The organism is Lysinibacillus sp. Y5S-8 (assembly GCF_036894365.1).
Classification (GTDB): Bacteria; Bacillota; Bacilli; order Bacillales_A; family Planococcaceae; genus Lysinibacillus; species Lysinibacillus fusiformis_D.
Genome location: NZ_CP145889.1, coordinates 2,363,406 through 2,388,233 on the forward strand (window position 1 = coordinate 2,363,406; position 24,828 = coordinate 2,388,233).

Consider the following 24,828-nt stretch of genomic DNA (forward strand, 5'->3'; position numbering starts at 1 on the left):
ATAGTATCAGAATCGCTCATTTTTTCTCTCCTTTATTAGGTAGATGAAAGATACAGAATAAACTATGAGAGCAAGAAAAAATCCCCCCAATTGGATATTGGAAGGATTAGTCTCTCACTGAATAAACTTTATTTGTCAATGGCATCATGACAAATAAACGCAAACTGATTATTAAAAATGGATAGACTAATCCTATATTTTGTCGTTTGAAGTGATTCATTTCAAATAAAAATATAGATTAGTTCATCATCGTCCATTCATCAGTCCTCTCATAATTGTATTTTTATAGTAACAAATTTTTTTATGGAATACAATGTAGCCTTGTCTTCTTAAACCAATTCCGACAATAAATATAGAAATAATTTAGATAATCGTATAAAAATTATTTCTACTATTCTGAAAGATATGTTATAGTAGGAGCATAATTGAATAATGTGTAAGAATTGGTGCCAAATGAAAGTTTGGCTTAAAAGGGAAGTCGGTGCAAATCCGACGCTGTCCCGCAACTGTTATTCGGAGCAAATCACAAAGGCCACTGGGAAACCGGGAAGGCTGTGAGGCGTGTTGATGAGAAGCCAGGAGACCTGCCAATTTCTAGTACACACCAAATACCTACGTGGAAATAGGTGGTGAAAAGTGACCAAATCGGCACTGTGCGATAACAAATGATTTATGCGAAAGTAGATACTTTTTTCGTATTGTTTTAGCATTAAAAATTTTAACTAGCAGCCATTCTCCTCCTTGGAAAATGGCTTTTTATTTTTTTCTGAAAAGGAGATATAAAAATGACCTATACAAGCACACTCATTGGTTACCCGTATATCGGGGAAGATCGCGAATGGAAAAAAGCATTAGAAGCATTTTGGCGCAACGAGCTTTCTGAAGAGGATTTTGAGGATAGTTTAAAGAAAATCCGTTTAGCTAGAATTGACAAGCAGCTACAGCTTGGCATCGACATGGTGACAGTTGGCGATTTTACGTATTACGATAGAATGTTAGATACAGCATTAATGTTTGGTCTCATCCCAAAACGCTTTAACTGGCAGGGAGGGAAAGTAGATTTATCTACCTACTACAGCGTAGCAAGAGGGAATAAAACAGCTGTAGCTAGTGAGATGACAAAATGGTTTAATACAAACTATCACTATATTGTTCCTGAATACGAGGGACAGGCCTTGAAACTAACAGAAAATAAAGTGTTGGCCGATTTCATAGAGGCGAAAGAAACGTACGGTATTATTGCAAAGCCAACATTGATTGGTCCCTATACATTCTGCAAGTTAACAAAAGGCTATAGCAAATTCACACAGGTTGAATACTTATTAGCTCTAATACCGCTCTATACGCAAGTATTAAAAGAATTAGTGGAGGCAGGTGCAAATTGGATTCAACTAGAAGAGCCATCACTTGTCACAACCCTTGATCCAGCAGACATCAAGCTTGTGCAAGAGATTTACGACCAGTTAGCCGTTGCCGTTCCAGAAGCGAAAATCATGCTGCAAACTTATTTTGAAGCATTATGCGGCTATGAAACATTGATTACATTGCCTGTAGAAGGATTTGGCCTAGACTTTGTTCATGGCTATAAAGGAAATATGGAGTCACTTCGTCAATATGGTTTCCCTCAGGACAAAGTATTGGCAGTCGGGGTTGTTAATGGACGTGATATTTGGCGTTCCAACTTAGCGGAGGTCAATGCTACAATTCAGGCAATTGAGCATTTAAGTAATGCATCAGAGCTATGGATTCAACCATCCAGCAATCTACAACATGTACCGATCACAACTGCTCTTGAAAATGAGATTGACCCTGTTCTGAAGCATGCCTTAGCCTTCGCAGATGAAAAGATTGTAGAAATCACGGAGCTAACTAAATGTAGACGAGATACAGAGGGTATCTTACAGCATAATTTTTCTGAAAGTATGAAGGCAATTGAGGCTCTAAAAAACCATCCAATCCGTCAAAACAAGTTGATCCATCAAGCAGTTCAAACTGTGACAACGCAAGATTTTGAACGACATAGTGAATTTGCTCAGCGTCAAAAGATGCAGCAGCAAGCGTTAGCGTTACCGCTATTTCCAACAACGACAATCGGAAGCTTCCCACAATCTGATGAGGTGAAAAGGAATCGTAATGCTTGGCGTAAAAAACAATTATCGAATGAAGCCTACGAAGCATTTATAGAGCAGGAAACAAAACGCTGGATTACGATACAAGAGGAACTAGATATCGATGTACTCGTTCACGGTGAATTTGAGCGTACAGACATGGTTGAATACTTTGGTGAAAAGCTGACTGGCTTTGCCTTTACAAAAAAAGCTTGGGTCGTTTCCTATGGCTCGCGCTGTGTCAAGCCACCGATCATTTATGGAGATGTTGCGTGGTCGTCAGCAATAACTGTAAAAGAGTCAGCCTATGCTCAAAGCTTAACAAAGCGCTTTGTAAAAGGTATGCTGACAGGACCAGTGACGATATTAAATTGGTCCTTTGTGCGAGACGATCTGTCACGTAAAGATGTCGCTTATCAAATTGCATTAGCACTTCGCAAAGAGGTTGAGGCACTAGAAAACGCAGGTATTTCAATTATTCAAGTGGATGAGCCAGCTCTAAGAGAAGGTTTACCGCTACGAAAAGAAGAATGGGGAGCTTACTTAGAATGGGCTGTTAATTCCTTTAAGCTGGCTACAGCTAGTGTCAAAGATGAAACACAAATCCATACACATATGTGCTACTGCGAATTTAACGATTTCATCGAACCGATTAGTGCACTTGATGCAGACGTGATTTCCATTGAAACATCAAGAAGTCACGGGGAGCTCATTACATCACTGCAAGGGCAACCTTATCAAAAGGGCATTGGCTTAGGCGTTTATGATATTCATAGTCCTCGTGTGCCAAGCAAGGAAGAAATGCTAACTATTATGAGAGATAGTTTACAGGTGTTAGATCGCCATCAATTTTGGGTGAACCCAGATTGTGGTTTAAAAACAAGAAAAGAAACTGAAACTGTTGCGGCTTTGGCTAATATGGTTGCTGCAACGAAAACATTACGCCAGGAAGTACAACAATCTATCTCGAGATAACGACATCATTTTATAAATCTACTACAACTACTACATCTTCTCTCCGAAATACAACAAAGACCAGGAAAAAAGGGACCTGGTCTTTTGTTGTTTCATTCTTTTAAGATTTTTATTATATTCAGAAAATAAAATTGACGTGAACAATCGAGCATGTTATGTTTATAACGAATTTCATAGCGATCATTACAAGTTTGAGTGAAAAAGACTTTCATTCAATTAAAAGGAAAATGGGTGTAAATCCCATGCTGTCCCGCAGCTGTAAATGAGGAGTTTTGTTTCAAATACCACTGAGTGATTACTTGGGAAGGTGAAGCAAAATCATGATTCATGAGCCAGAATGCCTGCTTGTAAGGAGATTCATTGATGATCTACGAAAGATAGGGAGATGGATGGAGGCTTACTCATTGTAAGTTTTTCTGTCCTTATTCTTTTTTAGAATAAGGTTTTTTTAGTTTGATTCAGCAAATGTTTTGGTAGTGGCACATACAGAAGACTTCTTTTTCTATAGAAGAAGATAAATAGTCAATGGCTGTTTAAATGCCCTCTGAACGTCAAAAAGCACCACGTCCTATGGCAATGTCGGTGTGTCTAAAGCCTCTAGCGGATATCACAAACTTTGAAAAGGTGTTAGCACAATGCAGATCAACTTCTACTCGTTAGCTCGAAAAATTTGAACGCATTGTTGATACCTTCTTTCCATCTATCTATAAGTAGATTCATTTGTACCACGAATAGAGATAGGAGACAGAAAATGAGATTGACTAAGTATGTACTTCCCTTCATCCTTGTGTTAACTTTCAGCGTACTTGCTGGTTGTACAAGCACAGATCAAGAAAAGGGAGAGACAGGAACACAGCAAACAAATGAAAAAATGATAACAATTGGGTGGCCATTAGATGTCGGCCCTTTGAACCCCCATACATATTTACCCAATCAAATGACCGCACAAGCGATGGTCTATGAATCCTTGGTGGAATACAACGACGATGGAACTGTTAGCCCAAAGCTAGCTGAAAGCTGGGACATATCAGAAGATAAAACTACTTATACTTTTCATTTAAGAAAAGATGTTAAGTATTCAGACGGAACTGCGTTTAATGCAGATAATGTGATTCGTAATTTCAATGCAGTATTAGCGGATCGGGACATGCATTCTTGGATGGGTATGGTCAACCATATGAAAGAGGTTGTGAAAGTGGATGATTTTACAATTCGCTTGCAATTAGATGAACCTTATTATCCTGTCTTAAACGAGCTTGCCTTTGTAAGACCATTCCGTTTTTTAGGGGATAATGGATTCCCAGCCGGAGATGCGACACAAGATTCGATCAAGGCACCTATTGGAACAGGTCCATGGGTATTAACCGAGTACAAAAAAGATGAATATGCTTTATTTAGTCGCAACGAAAACTATTGGGGAGAAAAGCCTCTCGTAGAACAAATTAAAGTTAAAATTATCCCAGATTCAGAATCGATTTCATTAGCATTTGAAAACGAGGAATTAGATTTAATTTATGGTCGTGGCATCATTAGTTTAGATAACTATACGTATTTAAAAGATAGCAGTAAATACAAAACCGCTACCTCTGAGCCTTTGTCTACGAAAGCGTTACTCTTCAATACTCAGTCGGGTCCGTTAGCCGAATTAAAGGTTCGTCAGGCCATTCAATATGCTATCAATAAGGAACAAATGGTTGACAGTATTACACATGGTACAGAAAAAGTGGCTAACACATTATTTTGGGATGCCATTCCTTATGCCAATATAGAGTTAGCACCAATCTTATATAATCCTGAAAAAGCGCAGCAACTACTAGATGAGGCAGGGTGGACGTTACAGAAGGGCGAAAAAATTCGTTCGAAAAACGGGCAACCATTATCATTAGATTTAATCTACATCGCAACAGATGCAATCCAAAAGCCAATGGCGGAATTAATGCAAGGTGAACTAGCAAAAATAGGGGTACAGTTGAACTTAGAAGGTGCAGATGTGATGGTCGGTCTTCAAAAATTAATGGATGATCAGGTGGATATTAATTTCTGGCGTACAAACGGACCACCAACCGATCCACATAGCTTTGCAAATGAGTCAGCTACGCCAAATGCTAGTGGTGTTTATGAGGCAAAATTAGGCTTACCTAACGCCACAGACATCGATACGAAAATCCATCAATTATTAGTGGGAACAGATGAAGAGGAACGAGTGCAGCTTTACACGGATATTTTATCCATATTCCATGATCAAGCACTTTTCTATCCTATCTCTTACGAAACAAATAATGTAATTTATCAACCGTATATGAAGGATTTTGCTCCACGTGCATCTGAATATGATATTCCCTATGCACAAATGGATAAAGAGTAATAAAAATAAAAGAGAGAGTATGTCTTGCAAAGACAGCTCTCTCTTTATCATAGGAGTGAGTAGGAAGTGACAGCATGTATGAATCGACATGGATGTTTTGTTTAAAAAGAATTTTGACTTTGCCGTTTGTCTTACTAGGAGTTTCCATCCTAACCTTTGTATTTATTCGTTTTGTACCGATAGAGCCTGCTGAGGTCATCCTACGATTGGCAAGAGTTGCTCCAACCGAGGAAGCTGTTCAGGCATTACGTGAAGAACTAGGGACGGACAAACCTTTCGTTCTTCAATATTTACTATGGGGAAAAGGCGTTTTACAGCTAGATTTTGGTACATCCTTTGTGAGTAAACTACCAGTAGCACATGAGCTATTCGCGAAATTACCTGCAACCATTGAATTAGCTCTTGCCGCATTTGTCCTCATTTTAGTATTCAGTATACCATTAGGGATTATGAGTGCATTGTCTAAGTATGCCATCATCGATAAAATCATTAGATTCTTTAGCATATTGAGCGTATCCATTCCAACATTTTGGTTAGGTTTCCTACTGCTCTATCTATTTAGCTTAAAATTAGGGCTCTTTCCGACAAACGGAAAGGGCACACTCGCTCATTTAGTTTTACCAGCCTTCGCACTAGCATTGCCAACCATTGGTCTGTTCGTCCAGTTTATTCGTTCCACTATCCAGGAAGAATTACAGCAGCAATATGTTCAATATGCGCAGCTAAGAGGATTAAAAAATTCTGTAATCCTCATACGTCATGTGTTACGAAATGCTGCCGTACCTTTGACTTCCTTATTAGGTATGACGCTCGGTAGTTTACTAGGTGGAGCTGTAATTGTGGAGCAAGTTTTTAGTTGGCCAGGACTCGGTAGATATTTAATCGAATCCATTACGAACAGGGATTACCCCGTTGTACAATGCTATGTATTGATTATTGCTGTGATCTATGTGTTGACCAATCTATGCACAGATGTATTACATCGTCTATTGGACCCTCATCTGATGATGAAGGACAGGAGCGATTGACATGAAGCGATTACGAAAAAAAAGAGATCCTATTCTAGGGTTATTTAGCTTATCCCTCCTTGTAATCATTGTTTTACTGGGATTGTTTGCACCCATTTTAATGCCACATGATCCGTTAGCCGTCGATATAACTAAGAAATTTTTAGCCCCTTCCTGGGATTACCCATTCGGTACAGATCACTTAGGAAGATGCGTCTTTTCTCGCATGCTTTTAGGTATTCGCTATTCATTAGGATCCGCACTCTTCATTCAAGTCGTTGCTATTGTTTTAGCTGTCCTACTTGGTGCCTTTGTAGCGTTGAAAAGAGGTATAATCGATGTGCTATTTATTCGAATATGTGATGTTTTATTAGCTTTTCCGACACTGGTACTTGCATTTGGACTTTTAGGTGTATTAGGTCCTAGCTTAAAAAATGTTTTAATAGCCCTTATTTTTACACAGCTTATTTATTACTCCAGAATGGTTCGAAGTTTATGTATTGGGATGAATGAAAAAGACTTTATTCAAGCTGCTAGGGTTACTGGCACTACAGGCATTAAATTAATCATTCGCCATTATATCCCTAACATACTGCCAGCTATTGTCACAATTGTGGCATTAGATATCGGGAAAGTCATTTTAGAAATCGCTGGCTTTTCTTTTATAGGTCTGGGCGTGCAGGCGCCGATTCCAGAATGGGGCATGATGGTAAATGAAGGGAAACAATATATCCGTCAGCATCCCGATTTAATGCTTTATCCTGGGCTTGCCATTGTCCTAGTGGTGTTATTGTTTAATCATTTAGCCAATCGTTTAAAGAAGTTTGATTCGTGAAGGGGGAAGTTATGGAGAAGGTTTTAGAAGTGAAAGATTTAAACGTCAAAATTGGGGAGAAAAATGTATTATCCACTATCAATCTGACAGCCTATAAAGGGCGTGTCTTAGGAATCATAGGAGAAAGTGGTAGTGGCAAGACCATGCTTTGCCATGCCATCATGCAAACATTACCGTCTATCGCACAGGTGACACAAGGGGAAGTTCTTTATCAGCAGGAAAATTTAATGAATGTTTCAGCTACTAAATTAAGAGCATATCGTGGGCGGCATCTTTCGATGATTTTGCAAAATCCATCCGCTGCCTTCGATCGTATCCAAACGATTGAAAGCCATTTCAGAGAAACATTAAAGGCACACTTTAAGCTGACCAAAAAAGAAATGAGACAAATAGCTCTTGATGCCTTACAAAAAGTGCATTTACCAAATCCAGAGCAGCTTTTACACTATTATCCTTTTCAGTTGAGTGGTGGCATGCTACAGCGAGTGATGATTGCCTTATCATTGGCGCTACAAGCCTCCCTCTATATTGCTGATGAACCAACGACAGCTCTTGATACGATCAATCAAAAACAAGTATTAACACTATTTGATCGTATTCGCGTAGAAACAGAAGCTGCCATACTTCTTGTTACACATGATTTAGGTGTTATTGCTGAACTAGCTGACGATGTGGCTGTTATGTATCAAGGAGAAATCATTGAGCAAACGAATGTCTATGATTTCTTTGATACACCTCAGCATGCCTATACAAAGAAACTATTACAAGCAAGAATGCTATTTTAGAGGTGAAAAAATGACGCTGCTAGACGTGAAAAATATTGATATGCATTATGCTCAAAGACCATTTCTATTCCAGCGTAAGCAGGAAGTTCCCATATTACAGAAGGTGTCATTCTCACTTCAGGAGGGGGAATGTCTAGGAATAGTCGGTCAAAGTGGTTCAGGAAAAAGCACATTAGGTCGTATTATTTTAGGAATCGAACGACCAACAAACGGGGAGTTGCTCTTTCAAGGTGTTAATTTATACGAAGCACCAAGCAAGCATAAAAAAAGAATACGTAGAGATTTACAGGCAGTTTTTCAAAATAGCTATCATTCATTTAATCCGAAGCAGACGATTTTTGAAATACTCGAAGAACCGTTTCTGAATTTCGAGCATTTTAGCAAAACAGAGCGACAACATAAAGTAAGGGAATTACTAGACTGTGTAGAGTTAGAGAGGGCAATGGCTCAAAACTATCCTTCGCAGCTTAGTGGGGGACAACAGCAACGAGTCAACATCGCTAGAGCTCTTGCGCTAAAGCCAAAATTAATTGTTTTAGATGAAGCGATTAGCAGTCTTGATATGATTTTACAGAAGAAGATTATACAGTTACTACAAACACTTCAAAAAGAGCGACAGCTTGCTTACATTTTCATTTCGCATGATTTACAGGCAACACGTTTTATGTCAGACCGTATCCTTGTCATGCAGCATGGTCGGCTAGTGGAGGAGATTGGCAAGGATGGAGCATATCAGCATCCCGCTTCACAACAATTATATCATGCTATTTTGCCTTCACACCCGCGAGAAAGAAAACATAAAACGAAATGATAATAATATAGAAAACACGTATACAATGGTCATGGAGGTATGGGCTGGGGAAAGGTAATGATAGGGGCCAGTTGGATTACCTCATTTGCTCCAAACATTAGTAAGAGACATCTATTAAAGAAACGCCATTTTGCATTAGAATGGCGTTTTTCTTTTTATTAATAATATTAATTAAAAAATTAACTTTATTAATATTTTCATTGAATAAATTAATTTTATTATTTACTTTTTTAAATTATTTGGTATATAATCAATTTAACTTAAAGGAAGGAGTTCACTATGGCTTATCAAGTAATCACAAATTGTCCTGTCTGCAGTAAAACATTGAAAATTACGAAGTTACAGTGTTCTCATTGTCAAACTACGATTGAAAATGAATTTGAATTGTCGAAGCTAGCATCCTTATCACAGGATCAGCTTCATTTTGTGGAAGTATTTTTAACATGTCGAGGGAATATTAAGGAAGTAGAAAAGGAACTGGGCATTTCGTACCCAACTGTGCGAGGCAAGCTAAATGACATTATCTCATCCCTTGGCTATGTCCAAAAGAAGAAAAATGAAGTAGACGAGAAAAAAATTGTAAGCATGTTGGAAAATGGCGAAATCACAACGGATGAGGCCATAAAACTCTTAAAAGACGAATAGGGAGGAATGCTACATGAAAGAGGAAATTACTAAAGTGTTAACCATGATTCAAGAGGGGAAAATTGATGCTGATAAAGGGTCAGAGCTGATTCAAGTGTTACAAGAGAAAGAGGAGTCAGGTAACAAATTTCTGGAAAAAACGAAGTATTTAGATAAAACGTTAAAGGTTCGTGTGGTGTCCACTGAAAATGATAATGTCACTGTGAATTTGCCTATAAAACTTGTCAAGGCTGTGTTAATGGCTGGACACAGTATCGCTGCGAGTATTCCGCAATCGGAAAAATACGTGAAAGATATCGACATCAATCTTCTTCTTGAAGCCATCGAAAATGAATTAGATGGACAAATTGTGGACATAAAATCGGCAAACGGAGATACCGTTTCAGTTTTCATTGAGTAGAGGCGGCTTATGATGCATGTAAAAGTGAAAGCAAAAGACGTTCGCTTTACCGTTCCTGTTCCATATGCTGTGCTAACCATTGTTCTTTCCATTTTGACTTCAAAATGGATTCAGCAAAGTGTCAACAAATGGACAAAGGCATACTTCGACAGAAAAAAAATCGACTTTTCCTTTCCATTCATTGACAAAGAAATGCTCAAGCCTATTATCAAGGAACTACAAAATTATAAAGGGCTCGTGCTAGTAGATGTCAAGGCACAAGACGGTACAGAGGTTAAGATTAGACTGTAATAACCTAATAGTTAAGATGAGAGCATGTTTTCATAAAAAGCATGCTCTTTGTTATTTAAAGAGAATCCTTTGCAAAAGAACTATCTAAATTCCACAATTTGTCCTCTAGATTGTCTAAGAGTGTTTTTGTTCTTTTCTCAAGATGATCTGGTAGCTCATTTTTACTGAAATAGGTAAGATTCAAACTCTCACCATCCCTCACCTCTAATACACCACTGACATTTTTCGCACTATAAAGATGAATAACTGTATAGATTTCATCCCCATTTGGATATTGAAAATAATAATCAGGCCCAGAAAAAACACCAATCAGGTCCAATTCATTCGCTACCAGTCCTGTTTCTTCATGAAGTTCACGAGTAGCAGCTTCTTCTAGCGTTTCATTCAGTTCCATTGAGCCACCAGGTAATCCCCAATCGAACGTATCTGAACGATGTTGAAAGAGAATTTTCTTATCATCGTTGACTACAAGAATTGTCGCCCCGATACTGATAATCGGTCTACTGCCGATGTATTTCCTTAATTCTGAAATATAGCCCATATGTGCTCCTCCTCTATTATTATAAAAAAACTATTCGCCTTTCTTATTATAAAGACCTCTATTTTACTTGTAATCCTTGAAAATGGATTTATTGGTATAGATGAACAATCTTTTTTTGTACAAAATAATGCTCAAAAATGCAGAATAGTCAATCAAAAATGAAAAATAGCTTTTTATAATCAGTCTTTTCTGAATTTTACCTATATTGATTGTTTTGAAAACTCTATGTTAAGGTAAATAGACAAATTGAATATGCTAAATTTTGGTGGTTCAAATGGAGTTCATTCCATTTGATTAAAAGGGAAGTTGGTGAGAGTCCAACACTGTCCCGCAACTGTATTTAGGAGCTCGATAACAAGGCCACTGTTTTGTTTGTCAAAATGGGAAGGTGTTATTGAAGTGTTGATTATAAGTCAGGAGACCTGCCACAAAATAAGCATCAATTGACCTACGAGGATAGGGAGGTGTTAGCTACTGCATGATTTTTGTGAATTCCTGTAAATTCACTGTTATTTGGTCTGTCATGCTTTTGTAGATTAACAACTTCTAAAAAGGGGTAGAAGTTGTTTTTTTGTTGTTCTTTCGTGTTTGAATGGTAACGCTTACAAGAATAATTAAACAAAGGGGCTGTCATTGAATGGAGTTAACTTATTCACCAGGTCTTGATGGGGTCATTGCTGCTGAAACAAAATTATCTTTTTTAGACACTGTAGGAAGTCAAATTGTTATTCGAGGCTATGACTTGATTGAATTATCACAAAGATATTCGTATTTAGACATTGTCTACCTACTACTGCATGGCGAAATTCCTACTGCCGAGCAACAGGCTGACTTACAGGACAAATTAAAAGCACATTATCAGGTTCCACAAGAGATCTTCCAAATTTTCAAGCTCTTGCCTAATGAAACACATGCCATGGATGGACTGAGAACTGGAATTTCTGTTTTAGCAGGCTTTGATCAGCACATCAATGATCGTTCTACTGAAATGAACTTGACGCGAGCTTATAGACTTTTAGGCGGTATGCCTAACATCGTAGCCAATAGCTATCGTGTCTTAAACGGACAAGATGTTGTGGAGCCAGATAGTCAGCTTTCCTATAGCGCCAATTTTTATTACATGATTACTGGCAGAAAACCAACGGCGTTAGAAGAAGAAATTTTTGATCAGTCTCTCGTTTTATATAGTGAGCATGAGATGCCAAATTCGACGTTTACAGCTCGTGTTATTGCCTCTACACAATCTGATTTGTACGGTGCTTTAACTGGAGCTGTCGCATCATTGAAAGGAAATTTACATGGAGGGGCCAACGAGGCAGTCATGTACATGCTTCTAGAAGCCAAAACAGTAGCAGGCTTTGAAGCCTTGCTGAAAAATAAACTGCAAAATAAAGAAAAGATTATGGGCTTTGGTCACCGTGTTTATATGAAAAAGATGGACCCAAGAGCACAAATTATGAAAGAGGCTTTGCATAAATTATGTTTGGCACAAGGGGATGATCGCTTATATCACATGTGTGAAGCTGGTGAGAAGGTGATGGCACAAGAAAAGAGCTTGTACCCAAATTTAGATTATTATGCAGCACCAGTATACTACATGCTTGGCTTGCCAATTGAAATCTATACACCTATCTTTTTTGGCTCACGAACGATTGGCTTATGTGCTCATGTCATTGAGCAGCATGACAATAACCGATTATTTAGACCTCGTGTCCATTATATTGGCGAGCGTCATAACCTTGAAGAATTGTCGGTATAATCAAGTTTTAACAACTCGCCATAGAGCTGATGGGCATTCTGACCAATGCCTATCAGCATACTAGTATATCAAATTCATGCCTTGAAAGGAAGATATAGATGATTAAAACAAATGACATATCTAAGACAGATCAATTACTTACAGATATTGCGGATTACGTAGTAAATACAACTATTACAAGTGAAGAAGCATACGAAACAGCACGCTATGTATTATTAGATACATTAGGGTGTGGCATTTTGGCCTTACAATATCCTGAATGCACGAAACTTCTTGGCCCAGTAGTACCAGGCACAGTCGTTCCCAATGGTACACGAGTTCCAGGCACTTCCTATGTTCTTGATCCTGTAAAAGGTGCCTTTAATATCGGTTGTATGATTCGTTGGCTGGATTACAACGACACTTGGCTTGCGGCTGAATGGGGACACCCTTCTGATAATTTAGGGGGCATATTAGCTGTGGCTGATTATTTGAGTCGCGTGCGTGTTGCTGAAGGGAAAGAGCCACTTAAAATGAAAGACGTATTAGAAATGATGATACAGGCCCATGAAATACAAGGTATTCTCGCATTAGAAAATAGCTTAAATCGTGTTGGGTTAGACCATGTACTGTTTGTCAAAATTGCGACAACAGCTGTTGTGACAAAGGCATTAGGTGGCACTCATCAGGAAATTGTCAACGCCTTATCAAATGCTTGGATTGATAATTCGAGCCTACGAACATATCGCCATGCACCGAATACGGGTTCTAGAAAATCATGGGCTGCTGGTGATGCAACAAGCAGGGCAGTACACTTAGCCATGATGGCTGTGAAAGGCGAAATGGGCTATGCAACGGCCTTATCTGCACCTGGCTGGGGCTTCCAAGATGTTCTCTTTAATAAGCAAGAATTAAAGCTTGCTAGACCACTAGCATCTTATGTGATGGAAAATGTTCTATTTAAAGTTTCTTATCCAGCTGAATTCCATGCACAAACAGCTGCCGAATGTGCCGTTCATTTACACAATGAAGTGAAAAATCGTTTACAGGACATTGAACGCATTCAAATTACGACCCATGAATCCGCTATACGAATTATCGATAAGGAAGGACCTCTTAATAACCCAGCTGATCGTGATCACTGTCTTCAATACATTACAGCAATAGGGCTTATCTATGGCGATATTACAGCAGACCACTATGAAGATGAAGTGGCTGCAGATCCACGTATCGATAATTTAAGAAATAAAATGGTGGTTGTGGAAAAACCCCAATATACAATTGATTACCTAGATCCTGAGAAACGTTCGATTGCCAATGCTGTTCAAGTTTATTACAAAGATGGCACATCATCTGAGCTTATTGAATGTGAATATCCTTTAGGACACCGTTTCCGTCGTGAGGAAGCATTCCCTCAAATCATCGATAAGTTCCAGCAAAACATTAGCACCCATTATTCTCAAAAACAACACAGCAAGATTAATGAAGTTTGTGCTGATCAAGCACTTCTTGAAAATAGTGCTGTTCATGAATTTGTTAATTTATTTGTTTAACTTCTTTCAGGAAGTTAAAGCCTCGAATGTCACGAATCGGGAAGGAGTTAATAAAGGATGTTAGCCTAAAATCCTCCCAACCTTGCGATAACGGCTAACTGACCTGCATCACAGCCGCTTCCGGACGTAAATATGCCGAGGCATCATTGATTATTAGGAGGTTTTTATAGATGGCGTGGATTGTAAGTGAAGCAATAACACAAAAACAATTGGCTGAACAATTTCGAACACTCATTACTCGTCCAACGATTTTACAAATCCCAGGAGCTCATGATGCAATGGCTGGCTTAATGGCTAAAAAAGTTGGCTTTGAGGCATTATATCTTTCTGGCGCTGCCTACACTGCCAGTAGAGGCTTACCTGATTTAGGCATGATTTATTCAAATGAAGTTGCCCAGCGTGCGAACGAAATTATTCGTGCGACTAATTTACCGCTGCTAGTGGATATCGATACTGGCTTTGGTGGTGTCTTAAATGTTGCCCGCACAGCTCGTGAAATGGTAGAGGCTGGAGTAGCTGCTGTACAGCTAGAGGATCAAAATCTTCCAAAAAAATGTGGTCATTTGAATGGGAAAACACTCGTTGCCCAAGAGGAAATGATACAAAAAATAAGAATGATTAAACAAATAGCTCCTACGTTAGTAATTGTTGCCCGCACAGACGCAAGGTCTGTAGAAGGTTTAGAGCAGGCTATTTTAAGAGCTAAAGCTTATGTGGCAGCTGGGGCAGATGCCATTTTTCCAGAGGCTCTCCAAACAGAAAAAGAATTTAAACATTTTGCTAGTGAGCTAGATGCTCCGTTATTAGCCAATATGACTGAATTTGGACAAACACCGTATTATACAGCTAAGGAATTTGAAAAAATGGGCTATTCGATGGTTATATATCCCGTTACATCGATGAGAGTAGCAGCCAAAGCCTATGAGCAAGTGTTTGGCTTAATAAAAAAGACAGGGACTCAAAAAGAAGCTATTGAGGATATGCAAACAAGAAGTGAATTATATGAAACCATCTCCTATTACAAATTTGAAGATTTAGATAGTGAGCTGGCGAAAACCATCTTACCTAAAGAGGAAATAAAGTAGGAGAAAAGTTTACTTTTCTCCTCTTTCTTTCAAGGAGGACTAGCATGGATAAATTAGAAAACAAAATGACCATTTTTACACCTGAGGACTTTCAGGAAGAAGAAGGGCTCATAGCAAAAACCGCAGAGCTGTTCATCAAACAAGATGTTGCCACTAATATGGCAGCTATTGAGCAGCATCAATATGACATCACTCGGCGGTTATTTCAAAAAGCTGGTGATCTTGGTTTACTAGCCATCGAAATACCCGAGGCCTATGGAGGGCTAGAACTTAATAAAAAAATTTCCGGGTTAGTTGCAGAAAGAATGGGCTATGGCAGCTCATTTAGTGTATCTTACAATATTCACGCAGGAGTCGGCACATTGCCCTATGTCTATTTTGGCGATGCGTCCCAAAAGCTGAAATACCTACCAAAGCTGGCTTCAGGTGAATGGATTGGCGCTTACGCTCTGACGGAGCCAGACGCAGGCTCAGATGCACTTCATCCCAAAACAAATGCCATTTTAAACGAGGACGACTCTGCATGGGTAATAAATGGTGAAAAGCAATGGATTACCAATGCACAGCTAGCAAATCTCTTTGTTGTTTTTGCGAAAACGAGTGAAGGCATGACTGCATTCATTGTAGAACGTACATTTAGCGGTGTATCTATTGGACAAGAAGAGGAGAAAATGGGCATTAAAGGATCCTCGACAGCTACGCTTATTTTACAGGATGTTGTCGTGCCGAGGGAAAATGTTCTTGGCGAGGTTGGAAAAGGCCATAAAGTAGCGATGAATATATTGAACATGGCACGCCTAAAGCTAGCTTTCTCCAACATTGGCACTTCCAAGCAGGCACTTCAGTTAGCTGTAACGTATGGTAGGGAACGGAAGCAATTTCACCAGCCAATCGTTAATTTTACCATGATCCAGGAAAAACTTGCGGATATGGCGACCTCCATCTATGGGGCGGAAAGTGCTGCATACAGGACAGCAGGAGAAATAGATGATGCGATGGAAGTTACGGGTAAAGAGTCAATGGTTCAAAAAATAGCTGATTTCGCTCTCGAATGTGCACTCAATAAAGTCAATTGCTCAGAAGTGCTTGGGAAAATTGTAGATGAAGCTGTACAAATCCATGGTGGCTATGGCTATATGCAAGATTACGAGGTTGAACGCTTATATCGTGACGCTAGAATTAGCCGTATTTTTGAAGGAACAAATGAAATCAACCGTTTAACAATGGCGAAGCTATTATATAAGAAGTATTCGCAAGCAATCTCTACCGAAAATGCTCCAGTAGCATATCAACCAGCAGAAAAGAATCAGCAATACATCCGTCTTTCCAAGCACTTAATGCAAATAGCCATCGCTGTCATTGCTGACGCACAGATTCAATTGGAGCAAGAGCAGGAATATATGCGTCTGCTAGCTGATATAGCAAAAGATATTTATGTTATGGAAGCTTCTTTACTGCGAACGGAAAAGAACGCATGTGACAATATGAAACATTTGATGACAGATATTCTTTGTCAGGAAGGCTATCGTAAAATAGAAAAAAGTACAATCGACATTATTTGTGCTGCTGAAACAAATGAACAAAAGCGAAAAACAAGGCTAGATAATATTCAGCGCTTAAACATCCCACTCCATCAGAATCTCTTTATGAAAAAGCGAGAGATTGCAAGAGGGATTATCAACAATCCAAAATCGATCAGTTCATTGTCATAAACAGGAGGGAAAAATCATGGTTGATACATTTGCCAATGTTAGTAAAGAAGGTTCCATCACGCTTATTCATTTAAATCATCCACCATCAAATACGTTGTCATCAGCTTCTATTGAAGATCTTCGTGTCATTTTTAAAGAATTAGCTGAGGATGAAGAGACGAGAGCCATCATTGTGACCGGCTCTGGACGATTTTTTGCTGCGGGAGCAGATATAAAGGAATTTGTTGCTGCCTTTGGGCAACAGGATAGAGCATTACAAATGGCTGAAGCAGGCCAAGCGCTATGTGATGAAATTGAAGCCATGAAAAAGCCTGTTATTGCTGCTATTAATGGGCCAGCCCTTGGAGGAGGACTAGAGCTAGCGTTAGGCTGTCATTTCAGGATTGCTTCAAGTAATGCCATTGTTGGTTTACCAGAATTAAAGCTTGGCTTACTGCCGACATTCGGAGGCACTCAACGACTGAGCAGAATAACAACGCAAGCAAAGGCTCTACAATTAATTTTAACAAGCAAGCAATTAAGTGCTGACGAAGCACTACAATTAGGTATTATTCAAGTGGTGACGGAGCCAGATGAGCTTCTGCCAACTGCCAAAGCCCTTGCTCAGTCTTTTGTTGAGGGCAAAAGTATGACAAGTGTATCCCGTACAATTGAATGTATAATTCAAGGTGGGAAGGATCATCTCCAAAAAGGGCTGGAATTAGAACGAACACGCTTTGCTGAGTTATTTTTAACAGCGGATGCTAGAGAAGGCGTTCAAGCGTTTATTGACAAAAGACAGCCCAACTTTAAACATTCGTAAGGGAGGAAACTACTATGACAAATGAAGTAATATTTTCCGTCAGTGATGGTGGCGCAGCAAGCATTACGCTGAATCGTCCTCAAGCTTTAAACTCACTTTCTATAGAAATGCTAAAGCCCATTGGTGAGAAACTAAAGGAATGGCAGGAGAATGATCAAATACACTTGATAATTCTAAGAGGCGCTGGCGAAAAGGGCTTTTGTGCTGGGGGTGATATTAAAACACTCTATAAAGCTCGCTCCAGTCAGGAAGCTTTCCAAAATGCAGAAATCTTTTTTGAGGAAGAATATCAAATAGATAAGGCAATCTATCACTACCCAAAGCCTATCATTGCTTGCCTTGATGGCATTGTCATGGGAGGTGGGGTTGGTTTAACGTATGGGGCTAGCCACCGAATTGTTACAGAGCGAACAAAATGGGCTATGCCAGAAATGAATATTGGCTTCTTTCCTGATGTTGGGGCTGCCTATTTTCTAAATAAAGCGCCTGGCTATGTAGGATATTACTTAGCTTTAACAGCATCGATCATCCAAGCTGCGGATGTTCTCTTTGCTAATGGTGCAGATAGCTATATGACGAGCGATCATTTACACGCATTCCTCACACGCATTGAACAAACGGACTGGCATACAGTGGAGACTAGCACAGCTCTAAAGCAATTAATAGAGGACTATTCAAGTACACCAACAGCAAACAGTGAGCTTGCCAGTCTTCAAAATGAAATCGATCAACATTTCTCAAAACATACAGTGGAGAAGATAGTCGAATCCTTAGACAATGACCCAAGCAAATTTGCACAAGAAACAAAGCAGTTGCTTCTATCTAAATCTCCATCATCCTTAAAAATTACATTAAAGCAGCTGATAGATGCTCAACATAAAACGGTAGAAGAATGCTTTGCGACTGATTTAATTTTGGCAAAAAACTTTTTAAATCATGAGGATTTCTATGAAGGGGTTAGGTCTGTCGTCATTGATAAGGACCGAAATCCGCGGTATATCTATCAAACATTCGCTGATTTTACAGATGATATACTTGAAAAATTCTTTCAAGATAGTAGTGAAACCGTAAAGAAGTAAGAACAATGATATCTTCGCTCAATAAATGCTGAAACCATCTACTTGTTAAGAGGTAGGTGGTTTCTTAAGTGTTTTTCTATAGATTTTCATAGGGTTTTGTCAGAGAAAGTAGAATGGTATGTTATACTATAAAAAACGGAATAAAAGGATAAAGGTACAAATTCAATAGAATTTGTTTAAAAGGGAAGAACGGTGAAAAACCGTCGCTGTCCCGCAACTGTAATTAGGAGCACATTTTAAAAACCACTGTTATGTAAGTAATGGGAAGGGAAAAATGTGTGATGATCATAAGCCAGGAGACCTGCCTTTATCTAGTACAGCCAAAACCTACGCGGATAGGGGGTGTTGAGTGTGACGAATTACCTTCATCATACTCATAGTGCGACAACCAAAAAAAGAGTCTCTATTCAATATAGACGACTTATTTTATATTGGTTGAAGAACTATGAAGTATATCAGTCATAGCTAGCATCTTACCATTAGGGCAAGATGTTTTTTTTATGAATAAATAGGGGTGAACAAGATGACATCACATTCAATTTCATTGTTAAAGCAGCAAATTATGAACAACCTTTCTGGTGAGCATATTAGGCCATTATAGCTTTATATTAGGAAGTTAATAGAAGAAAACCCAAATGATTATACATCTATTAATGATGCCTATTTAACGATCAAGCTTGAATTAGTCGAGACATGTCATGATAGTAGATAAAAAATCTGAAGTGAAGTGAATAATTAAATGGAATGCAAAATGAACAAATCTGAAGACATAATGGACAACATAGATATGAATCAAAAAGTTTTATATAGAAAATTGGATCATTTTGAAATGGAAAGAGGCTTAGTATTAGAAAGTTTAGACATTTTTCTAAGGTGGAATCAACAAACACAATACCTTTCCGAAGACAAGCTTCAAAAGCTTTGGATGAAACTGGTAAGGAAGTATAAATTCTCTCTCGATGAATGGGAAAGAACTGCTAGTCGTACAAATATCCATGCTTATCTAGTGAAGGAGCAAGGGCATGGGTTACAAAAGTTGATGCGCTTTTACAAAGATCGACACGGCATAAAATGGTTGGAAAATGCATTTCATTATGGAATGTTATTGCTCATTGAAGTTGGAAAAATGCCTGGATTAGAAATGTTTTTCCTAACAAATTTAATATGTTACAAATGGGAAAAGGATTATTTAGAGGATGCAGATGTTCAACAGTTTTTTTGTCATTCAATAAATGGTAAAGTGAAGGAGGTCTATGAAAGTTTCAGGGCTTTCAATCAAGAACAGAATCTGTTAACCGCAACTACACTCTATAAACTTTTATCAAAATATAATCCTCATTTTCAAGTGAATTCGGCAGCAACGCCTGAATTTTATAAGGAATTGTCCTTATTTGTCGAAATCGAGTAATCCATACGTTCGACATGTCAAACAGTCTATTATTCTTTAGAATATAGGCTGTTTCTATGTGAAATACGCTAGTATATTTAATGCTCATAGATCCGTAGTAACAAAAAATCTCGTACATAGTTTAGATACACAATGAATTAAGATATAAGTAATAGATGGTGAAATTCCTTCGAAAGTTATGATCGAAAATAATGAATAATCAAAAAATAAAGAAGTTTAGAATCTAGATTTACTTTTTATATGAAGGATGGTACACTTAAAACTATTGAACAACAACTATATATTGTGTTCGTTTTATATAGGTGCTACTATATGTAGTTTAAAAGGGAAGTTCGGTACAATTCCGACGCTGTCCCCGCAACTGTGAAGCTGACAATGATTACAACCACTGTGCATTCGCATGGGAAGGGAATCAGAGGATGAAGCAAAGCCAGGAGACCTGCCTCTATAAAACAATTAATCATTTCTTCGGGGATTAAGAGATGGGAACGTCAGTATTTTTGGTATGGTAACGTTTCCATTTAGCTATCTCTCTAGAGGAGATAGCTTTTTATTATATGAAAAGAGGGATTTCTATGAAACTTTATACGAAAACAATCTGTCCAAAATGCCTTTGGGTAAAATCTGAATTACAACGTGCAGGACTTGAGGCAGAAATTGTCAACATTGATCACGATGAACAAGCTAAACAAACAATAATCGATGCAGGCTTTTTAAGTGTGCCTGTTTTAGAAATGAATAATACATTTATAGGAGATGTTAAGGACATAGTTTCTCATATTGAGATGATTGTTCTATGATCGTTTACGCAAGTCGTACAGGAAATGTCCGGAATATTGTTTCCAAATTAAGGGCAGAGTCTGTTGAGCTCTCTGAGGAATTACAATTGAATAAGCCTTATCTTTTAATTACTTATACTGATGGCTTAGGCGATATCCCTGCAAAAGTGGAACGTTTTTTAGAAAAAAACAGAGATTTTTGTAAAGGTGTAGTTGCCAGTGGCAATAGTAACTTTGGGCACAACGTATTTGGGGCTGCTGGCGAGAAAATCGCTGCTACCTATCATGTACCCTTAGTGAGAAAATTAGATTTACGAGGAAATCAAACAGATTATGAAGCCATACAAACGTTTTATGAAACGAGGGTAATAAGATGAAAACCTATTTAAAGCTAAATAATGACGTACTGAATCGTTATAGTTCAACTGGGCTACTCGAATTAGAAAAGGATCGTGAAGCTACACGCCGCTACTTTTTAGAGTATGTCAACGTGCGTTTACGTTACTTTATTGATATTGAAGAAAAAATACGTTATTTAGTTGATGAGGGCTACTACGAGAAAGCATTTATCGACATGTACGAAATAGAATTTATTAAGAAGTTGTACAAAAAAGCATATGATTATAATTTCCGCTTCCCATCCTTTATGAGTGCAAGTAAATTTTACGATAGCTATGCTATGAAAAGTCGTGATGGAGAAGAGATTTTAGAAAAATATGAGGACCGTATTGTCATTATCGCCTTGTATTTAGCACAAGGGAATACGGTGCTAGCAGAACGTTCTGTCGAAGCAATGATGGAAGCTTATCAGCCTGCTACACCAACAGCATTAAATAGTGGTAAAAAAGCACGTGGTGAATTAGTGAGCTGCTTTAAATTATCGATGGATGATTCCATGAATAGTATTGCTGAAAATATTGGTTATTGCTTAGAGCTATCAAGACTTGGCGGTGGGGTTGGAGTTAACTTAACTGATTTACGCCCTTTAGGTGACCCTATTAAAGAGATTCTAAATCGTGCCAGTGGTGTCATCCCAGTTGCTAAACTGTTAGAAAATTCTTTCAGTTATTCCAATCAACTAGGGCAGCGAAATGGCTCTGGTGTTGTCTATTTAAATATTTTCCATGCAGACATTGAAAATTTCATTTCATCTAAAAAACCGAATGCCGATGATAAAATTCGCCTCGCAACCCTTTCAACAGGAATTATTATACCTAGTATTTTCTTCGAACTGATGAAACGCGATAAAGATATTGTTTTGTTTAGCCCATATGATATATATAAAGAATATGGCAAACGCATGTCTGAGATTTCCATTTCAGATATGTACTATGAGCTACTTGATAACCCTAAAATTCGTAAAATTAAACGTTTGAATGCACGTAGGCTGTATACAGAAGTGAAAAAAGCACAATTTGAATCGGGCTATCCGTTTGAAATTTTTGATGATAATGTCAATGAAGTGCATCCTTTAAAAAACATCGGTCGCGTAAAAATGTCCAATCTATGTACCGAAATCTTGCAAGTTCAAGAAACAAGCATTATTACAGATCAAGATCAACCGAATGACTATGGATTAGATGTATCCTGTAACTTAGGGTCGATTGATATTCATGCAGCAAGTAAGGTCAATGATTTCGAAGCCTTAATCGATACGGCTATGCACCTATTAACAAATGTGTCGCAAATGACGCACATTAAAAATGTACCGTCTGTTGCAAAAGCCAATCAATTAATGCATTCAGTAGGGCTTGGTTGTATGAACCTCCACGGCCATCTTGTGACGGAGGGCATTTTATATGGCTCCAAAGAGTCGATTGATTTCATGGATCGTTTTATGGAAGCGATGAACTTTTATTCACTCAAATCATCGATGGAAATGGCTAAAGAAAAAGCTGCAACTTTTTATCGATTTGAGGACAGTGATTATGCATCAGGTAGCTACTTTGACCAATATGTCAATAAAATCGACGAAGAACTATCACCTGTTGTGTTAAAAGCACTTGGCAATATTCCAATCATTACGAAAAACATGTGGGAAACGCTTAAGCAAGATGTGATGCAATATGGTCTATTCCATTCCTATCGTTTGGCTATTGCACCAACTGGCAGTATTTCCTACATACGTAGCTGTACGGCTTCTATTGCGCCATGTACTGAGCGTGTAGAGGTTCGTGATTATGCAGATAGTAGAACGATTTATCCAATGCCTCATTTAACAAATGATAACAGTCATTTATATGTAGAGGCATATGATGTTAATCCGTATGATTTAATTGATTTGTACGCTGCTTCTCAAAAACACGTTGACCAAGGTATTTCCATGACGCTTTATGTAACAGATAATTGGACAACTGAACAATTAGCTAAAGTATACATTTATGCATGGGTAAAGGGCATTAAGTCCGTTTACTATGTTCGTCAACGATTACAAAGCTTAGAGGAGTGTGTAGCATGTCAAATATAATTTATGAGGCGGTCAATTGGAATAAGGCAACGAGTGAACTTGCCCAAATATTTTGGGACCAGCAATGGAAGCAAATTTGGTTTCCTGAGGAAATTGCGGTCAGTAAAGATATCAAACAGTGGAAAAGCTTTGAGCATCAAGACACGTATAAAAAAGTGTTCGCGGGATTAACGTTACTAGATACAGTTCAGACCAATATAGGGATGAATCGTGTGGCCGCTTATACAGACGATTTACAAGAGAAGGCTGTCCTAACCGTTTTTGATGCATTTGAGGCAATCCACGCCAAATCCTATTCTTATATTTTTACAACGCTTTGTACAAACGAAGAAATAGATGAGTTATTTGAATGGGTCAAAAAAAATGAGTTTCTACAATATAAGGCCAATAAAATTGCAGATATTTATAATAGTATCGAAGAAAACGATCCAGAAAGCTTATGGAAAGCGATGTTCTCCTCCGTTATGCTCGAATCTTTCCTTTTCTATTCTGGCTTTTTCTACCCGCTGTACTTAGGAGGACAAGGCTTCCTACGAAACAGTGCTGAAATTATATCACTTATTTTACGCGACGAATCCATTCATGGTGTCGCAGTTGGATTTTTTGCTCAAAATCTATTCAAGCAATTTTCAAAAGAAAAACAAGAAGAGCTAAATTTATGGGGCTATGAGTTATTATTAGATTTATATCAAAATGAAATGAAATATACGGATGATATTTATGCGGAAACAGGATTATCACCTGAAGTGAGAGCCTATGTACGATATAATGCTAATAAAGCCTTAATGAATGTTGGTTTTGAAGCAATGTTTCCAGAAGAAGAAGTCAATCCGATTGTGATGAACGGTATTCGTAATGAAGGCTCCACATATGATTTCTTTTCACAAAAGGGGGCTACCTATGCTAAAGCAAAAGTAGCGCCAATTACAGATGACACATTTAATTTTAATCGTTAGGATGGAAAATAATGAACATAGAAGTAAAAATTAAAAGAGTACACGCGGATGCAATACTACCAATGCAAGCCAATCCTGGTGATGCAGGCATGGATCTCTATTCCATTGAAGCGATAGAAATACCAGCAGGCGTAGCCAAACTTATTAAAACAGGTATACAGATTGAATTACCTAAAGGAACAGAGGCCCAAATTCGACCAAGAAGTGGACTAGCATTAAAGCATAGTGTAACCGTACTGAATAGCCCAGGCACAATTGATGAAGGCTACAGAGGGGAAATCGGCGTTATTTTAATCAACCACGGCCAAGAACCGTTTATCGTCGAAAAATCCATGCGTATCGCCCAAATGGTCATTCAGTTTGTCCCATCCATTCAATTAGTAGAAGTAGATGAATTATCACAAACGATCCGAGGAGCATCTGGATTTGGAGCAAGTGGTACTAAATAAAAAGATGACAAAGAAATCCTGTGTGTATATACATGCA

Annotated in this window: 22 protein-coding genes and 5 riboswitches; of the genes, 21 read left to right on the plus strand and 1 reads right to left on the minus strand. The window is 38.3% G+C overall.

All coding sequences use genetic code 11. The annotated features are described in order from the left end of the window. Window positions 1–427 precede the first annotated feature (427 nt). A riboswitch (cobalamin riboswitch) is annotated at window positions 428–607 on the plus strand. A 178-nt stretch (window positions 608–785) separates the two neighbouring features. From metE to V6670_RS11540, 9 genes are all read left to right on the plus strand, one after another. Continuing rightward, window positions 786–3,083, plus strand: a complete 2,298-nt coding sequence (gene metE, locus V6670_RS11500) for a 5-methyltetrahydropteroyltriglutamate--homocysteine S-methyltransferase (protein ID WP_338651157.1) — start codon at window positions 786–788, stop codon at window positions 3,081–3,083. 170 nt (window positions 3,084–3,253) lie between these two features. After that, window positions 3,254–3,447: riboswitch (cobalamin riboswitch) on the plus strand. Window positions 3,448–3,834: 387 nt separating this feature from the next. Beyond that, window positions 3,835–5,448: a nickel ABC transporter substrate-binding protein gene (gene nikA / locus V6670_RS11505; protein WP_338651158.1), complete on the plus strand. Its 1,614-nt coding sequence runs from the start codon at window positions 3,835–3,837 to the stop codon at window positions 5,446–5,448. Window positions 5,449–5,522: 74 nt separating this feature from the next. Then, complete coding sequence (gene nikB, locus V6670_RS11510; protein WP_338651159.1) at window positions 5,523–6,476, plus strand: nickel ABC transporter permease; 954 nt, start codon at window positions 5,523–5,525, stop codon at window positions 6,474–6,476. Between the two features lies 1 nt (window position 6,477). Then, window positions 6,478–7,290 (plus strand): ABC transporter permease subunit, encoded by an 813-nt coding sequence (locus V6670_RS11515; protein WP_338651161.1) that lies wholly within the window; start codon window positions 6,478–6,480, stop codon window positions 7,288–7,290. Between the two features lie 11 nt (window positions 7,291–7,301). Continuing rightward, window positions 7,302–8,075, plus strand: coding sequence for an ABC transporter ATP-binding protein (locus tag V6670_RS11520; RefSeq protein WP_338651163.1), 774 nt, complete (start codon window positions 7,302–7,304; stop codon window positions 8,073–8,075). 10 nt (window positions 8,076–8,085) lie between these two features. Next, window positions 8,086–8,886: a dipeptide/oligopeptide/nickel ABC transporter ATP-binding protein gene (locus V6670_RS11525; protein ID WP_338651165.1), complete on the plus strand. Its 801-nt coding sequence runs from the start codon at window positions 8,086–8,088 to the stop codon at window positions 8,884–8,886. 279 nt (window positions 8,887–9,165) lie between these two features. Beyond that, complete coding sequence (locus V6670_RS11530; protein WP_141904351.1) at window positions 9,166–9,531, plus strand: DUF2089 domain-containing protein; 366 nt, start codon at window positions 9,166–9,168, stop codon at window positions 9,529–9,531. Between the two features lie 13 nt (window positions 9,532–9,544). Next, complete coding sequence (locus V6670_RS11535) at window positions 9,545–9,931, plus strand: hypothetical protein (protein WP_036126329.1); 387 nt, start codon at window positions 9,545–9,547, stop codon at window positions 9,929–9,931. 9 nt (window positions 9,932–9,940) lie between these two features. Continuing rightward, window positions 9,941–10,222, plus strand: coding sequence for a hypothetical protein (locus tag V6670_RS11540; protein ID WP_338651168.1), 282 nt, complete (start codon window positions 9,941–9,943; stop codon window positions 10,220–10,222). A 55-nt stretch (window positions 10,223–10,277) separates the two neighbouring features. Here V6670_RS11540 and V6670_RS11545 read toward each other — a convergent pair whose 3' ends face one another. After that, window positions 10,278–10,763 carry an NUDIX hydrolase gene (locus V6670_RS11545; protein ID WP_141904349.1) on the minus strand — a complete coding sequence of 162 codons (486 nt, stop codon included), beginning with the start codon at window positions 10,761–10,763 and terminating at the stop codon, window positions 10,278–10,280. Window positions 10,764–11,012: 249 nt separating this feature from the next. Then, window positions 11,013–11,208: riboswitch (cobalamin riboswitch) on the plus strand. A gap of 192 nt (window positions 11,209–11,400) precedes the next feature. Here V6670_RS11545 and mmgD point away from each other — a divergent pair. The 12 genes from mmgD (at window position 11,401) to dut (ending at window position 24,791) form a co-directional block, all read left to right on the plus strand. Beyond that, window positions 11,401–12,522 carry a citrate synthase gene (gene mmgD / locus V6670_RS11550; RefSeq protein WP_036126326.1) on the plus strand — a complete coding sequence of 374 codons (1,122 nt, stop codon included), beginning with the start codon at window positions 11,401–11,403 and terminating at the stop codon, window positions 12,520–12,522. A 98-nt stretch (window positions 12,523–12,620) separates the two neighbouring features. After that, window positions 12,621–14,054 carry a 2-methylcitrate dehydratase gene (gene prpD / locus V6670_RS11555; protein WP_338651170.1) on the plus strand — a complete coding sequence of 478 codons (1,434 nt, stop codon included), beginning with the start codon at window positions 12,621–12,623 and terminating at the stop codon, window positions 14,052–14,054. A 170-nt stretch (window positions 14,055–14,224) separates the two neighbouring features. Then, complete coding sequence (gene prpB, locus V6670_RS11560; protein ID WP_338651172.1) at window positions 14,225–15,139, plus strand: methylisocitrate lyase; 915 nt, start codon at window positions 14,225–14,227, stop codon at window positions 15,137–15,139. 44 nt (window positions 15,140–15,183) lie between these two features. Next, window positions 15,184–16,851: an acyl-CoA dehydrogenase family protein gene (locus V6670_RS11565; RefSeq protein ID WP_338651173.1), complete on the plus strand. Its 1,668-nt coding sequence runs from the start codon at window positions 15,184–15,186 to the stop codon at window positions 16,849–16,851. Window positions 16,852–16,867: 16 nt separating this feature from the next. Then, window positions 16,868–17,653 carry an enoyl-CoA hydratase-related protein gene (locus V6670_RS11570; RefSeq protein WP_338651174.1) on the plus strand — a complete coding sequence of 262 codons (786 nt, stop codon included), beginning with the start codon at window positions 16,868–16,870 and terminating at the stop codon, window positions 17,651–17,653. A gap of 14 nt (window positions 17,654–17,667) precedes the next feature. Continuing rightward, window positions 17,668–18,732, plus strand: coding sequence for an enoyl-CoA hydratase/isomerase family protein (locus V6670_RS11575; protein WP_141904344.1), 1,065 nt, complete (start codon window positions 17,668–17,670; stop codon window positions 18,730–18,732). Between the two features lie 135 nt (window positions 18,733–18,867). After that, window positions 18,868–19,056: riboswitch (cobalamin riboswitch) on the plus strand. 448 nt (window positions 19,057–19,504) lie between these two features. After that, complete coding sequence (locus V6670_RS11580; protein WP_338651175.1) at window positions 19,505–20,140, plus strand: hypothetical protein; 636 nt, start codon at window positions 19,505–19,507, stop codon at window positions 20,138–20,140. Between the two features lie 283 nt (window positions 20,141–20,423). Next, a riboswitch (cobalamin riboswitch) is annotated at window positions 20,424–20,602 on the plus strand. A 113-nt stretch (window positions 20,603–20,715) separates the two neighbouring features. Then, window positions 20,716–20,940 (plus strand): glutaredoxin, encoded by a 225-nt coding sequence (locus tag V6670_RS11585; protein WP_036126306.1) that lies wholly within the window; start codon window positions 20,716–20,718, stop codon window positions 20,938–20,940. Continuing rightward, complete coding sequence (gene nrdI, locus V6670_RS11590) at window positions 20,937–21,296, plus strand: class Ib ribonucleoside-diphosphate reductase assembly flavoprotein NrdI (protein ID WP_141904342.1); 360 nt, start codon at window positions 20,937–20,939, stop codon at window positions 21,294–21,296. Before V6670_RS11585 ends, nrdI begins: the two co-directional genes overlap by 4 nt. Then, a complete protein-coding gene (gene nrdE, locus V6670_RS11595) occupies window positions 21,293–23,386 on the plus strand; it encodes a class 1b ribonucleoside-diphosphate reductase subunit alpha (protein ID WP_141904341.1) in 2,094 nt (697 codons plus the stop codon). The genes nrdI and nrdE overlap by 4 nt, the downstream gene beginning before the upstream one ends. After that, entirely contained in the window at window positions 23,374–24,342 is a 969-nt protein-coding gene (gene nrdF, locus V6670_RS11600; protein ID WP_036126298.1) for a class 1b ribonucleoside-diphosphate reductase subunit beta, read from the plus strand. The genes nrdE and nrdF overlap by 13 nt, the downstream gene beginning before the upstream one ends. Window positions 24,343–24,353: 11 nt before the next feature. Beyond that, window positions 24,354–24,791 (plus strand): dUTP diphosphatase, encoded by a 438-nt coding sequence (gene dut, locus V6670_RS11605; RefSeq protein ID WP_141904339.1) that lies wholly within the window; start codon window positions 24,354–24,356, stop codon window positions 24,789–24,791. The last annotated feature ends 37 nt before the right edge of the window (window positions 24,792–24,828 follow it).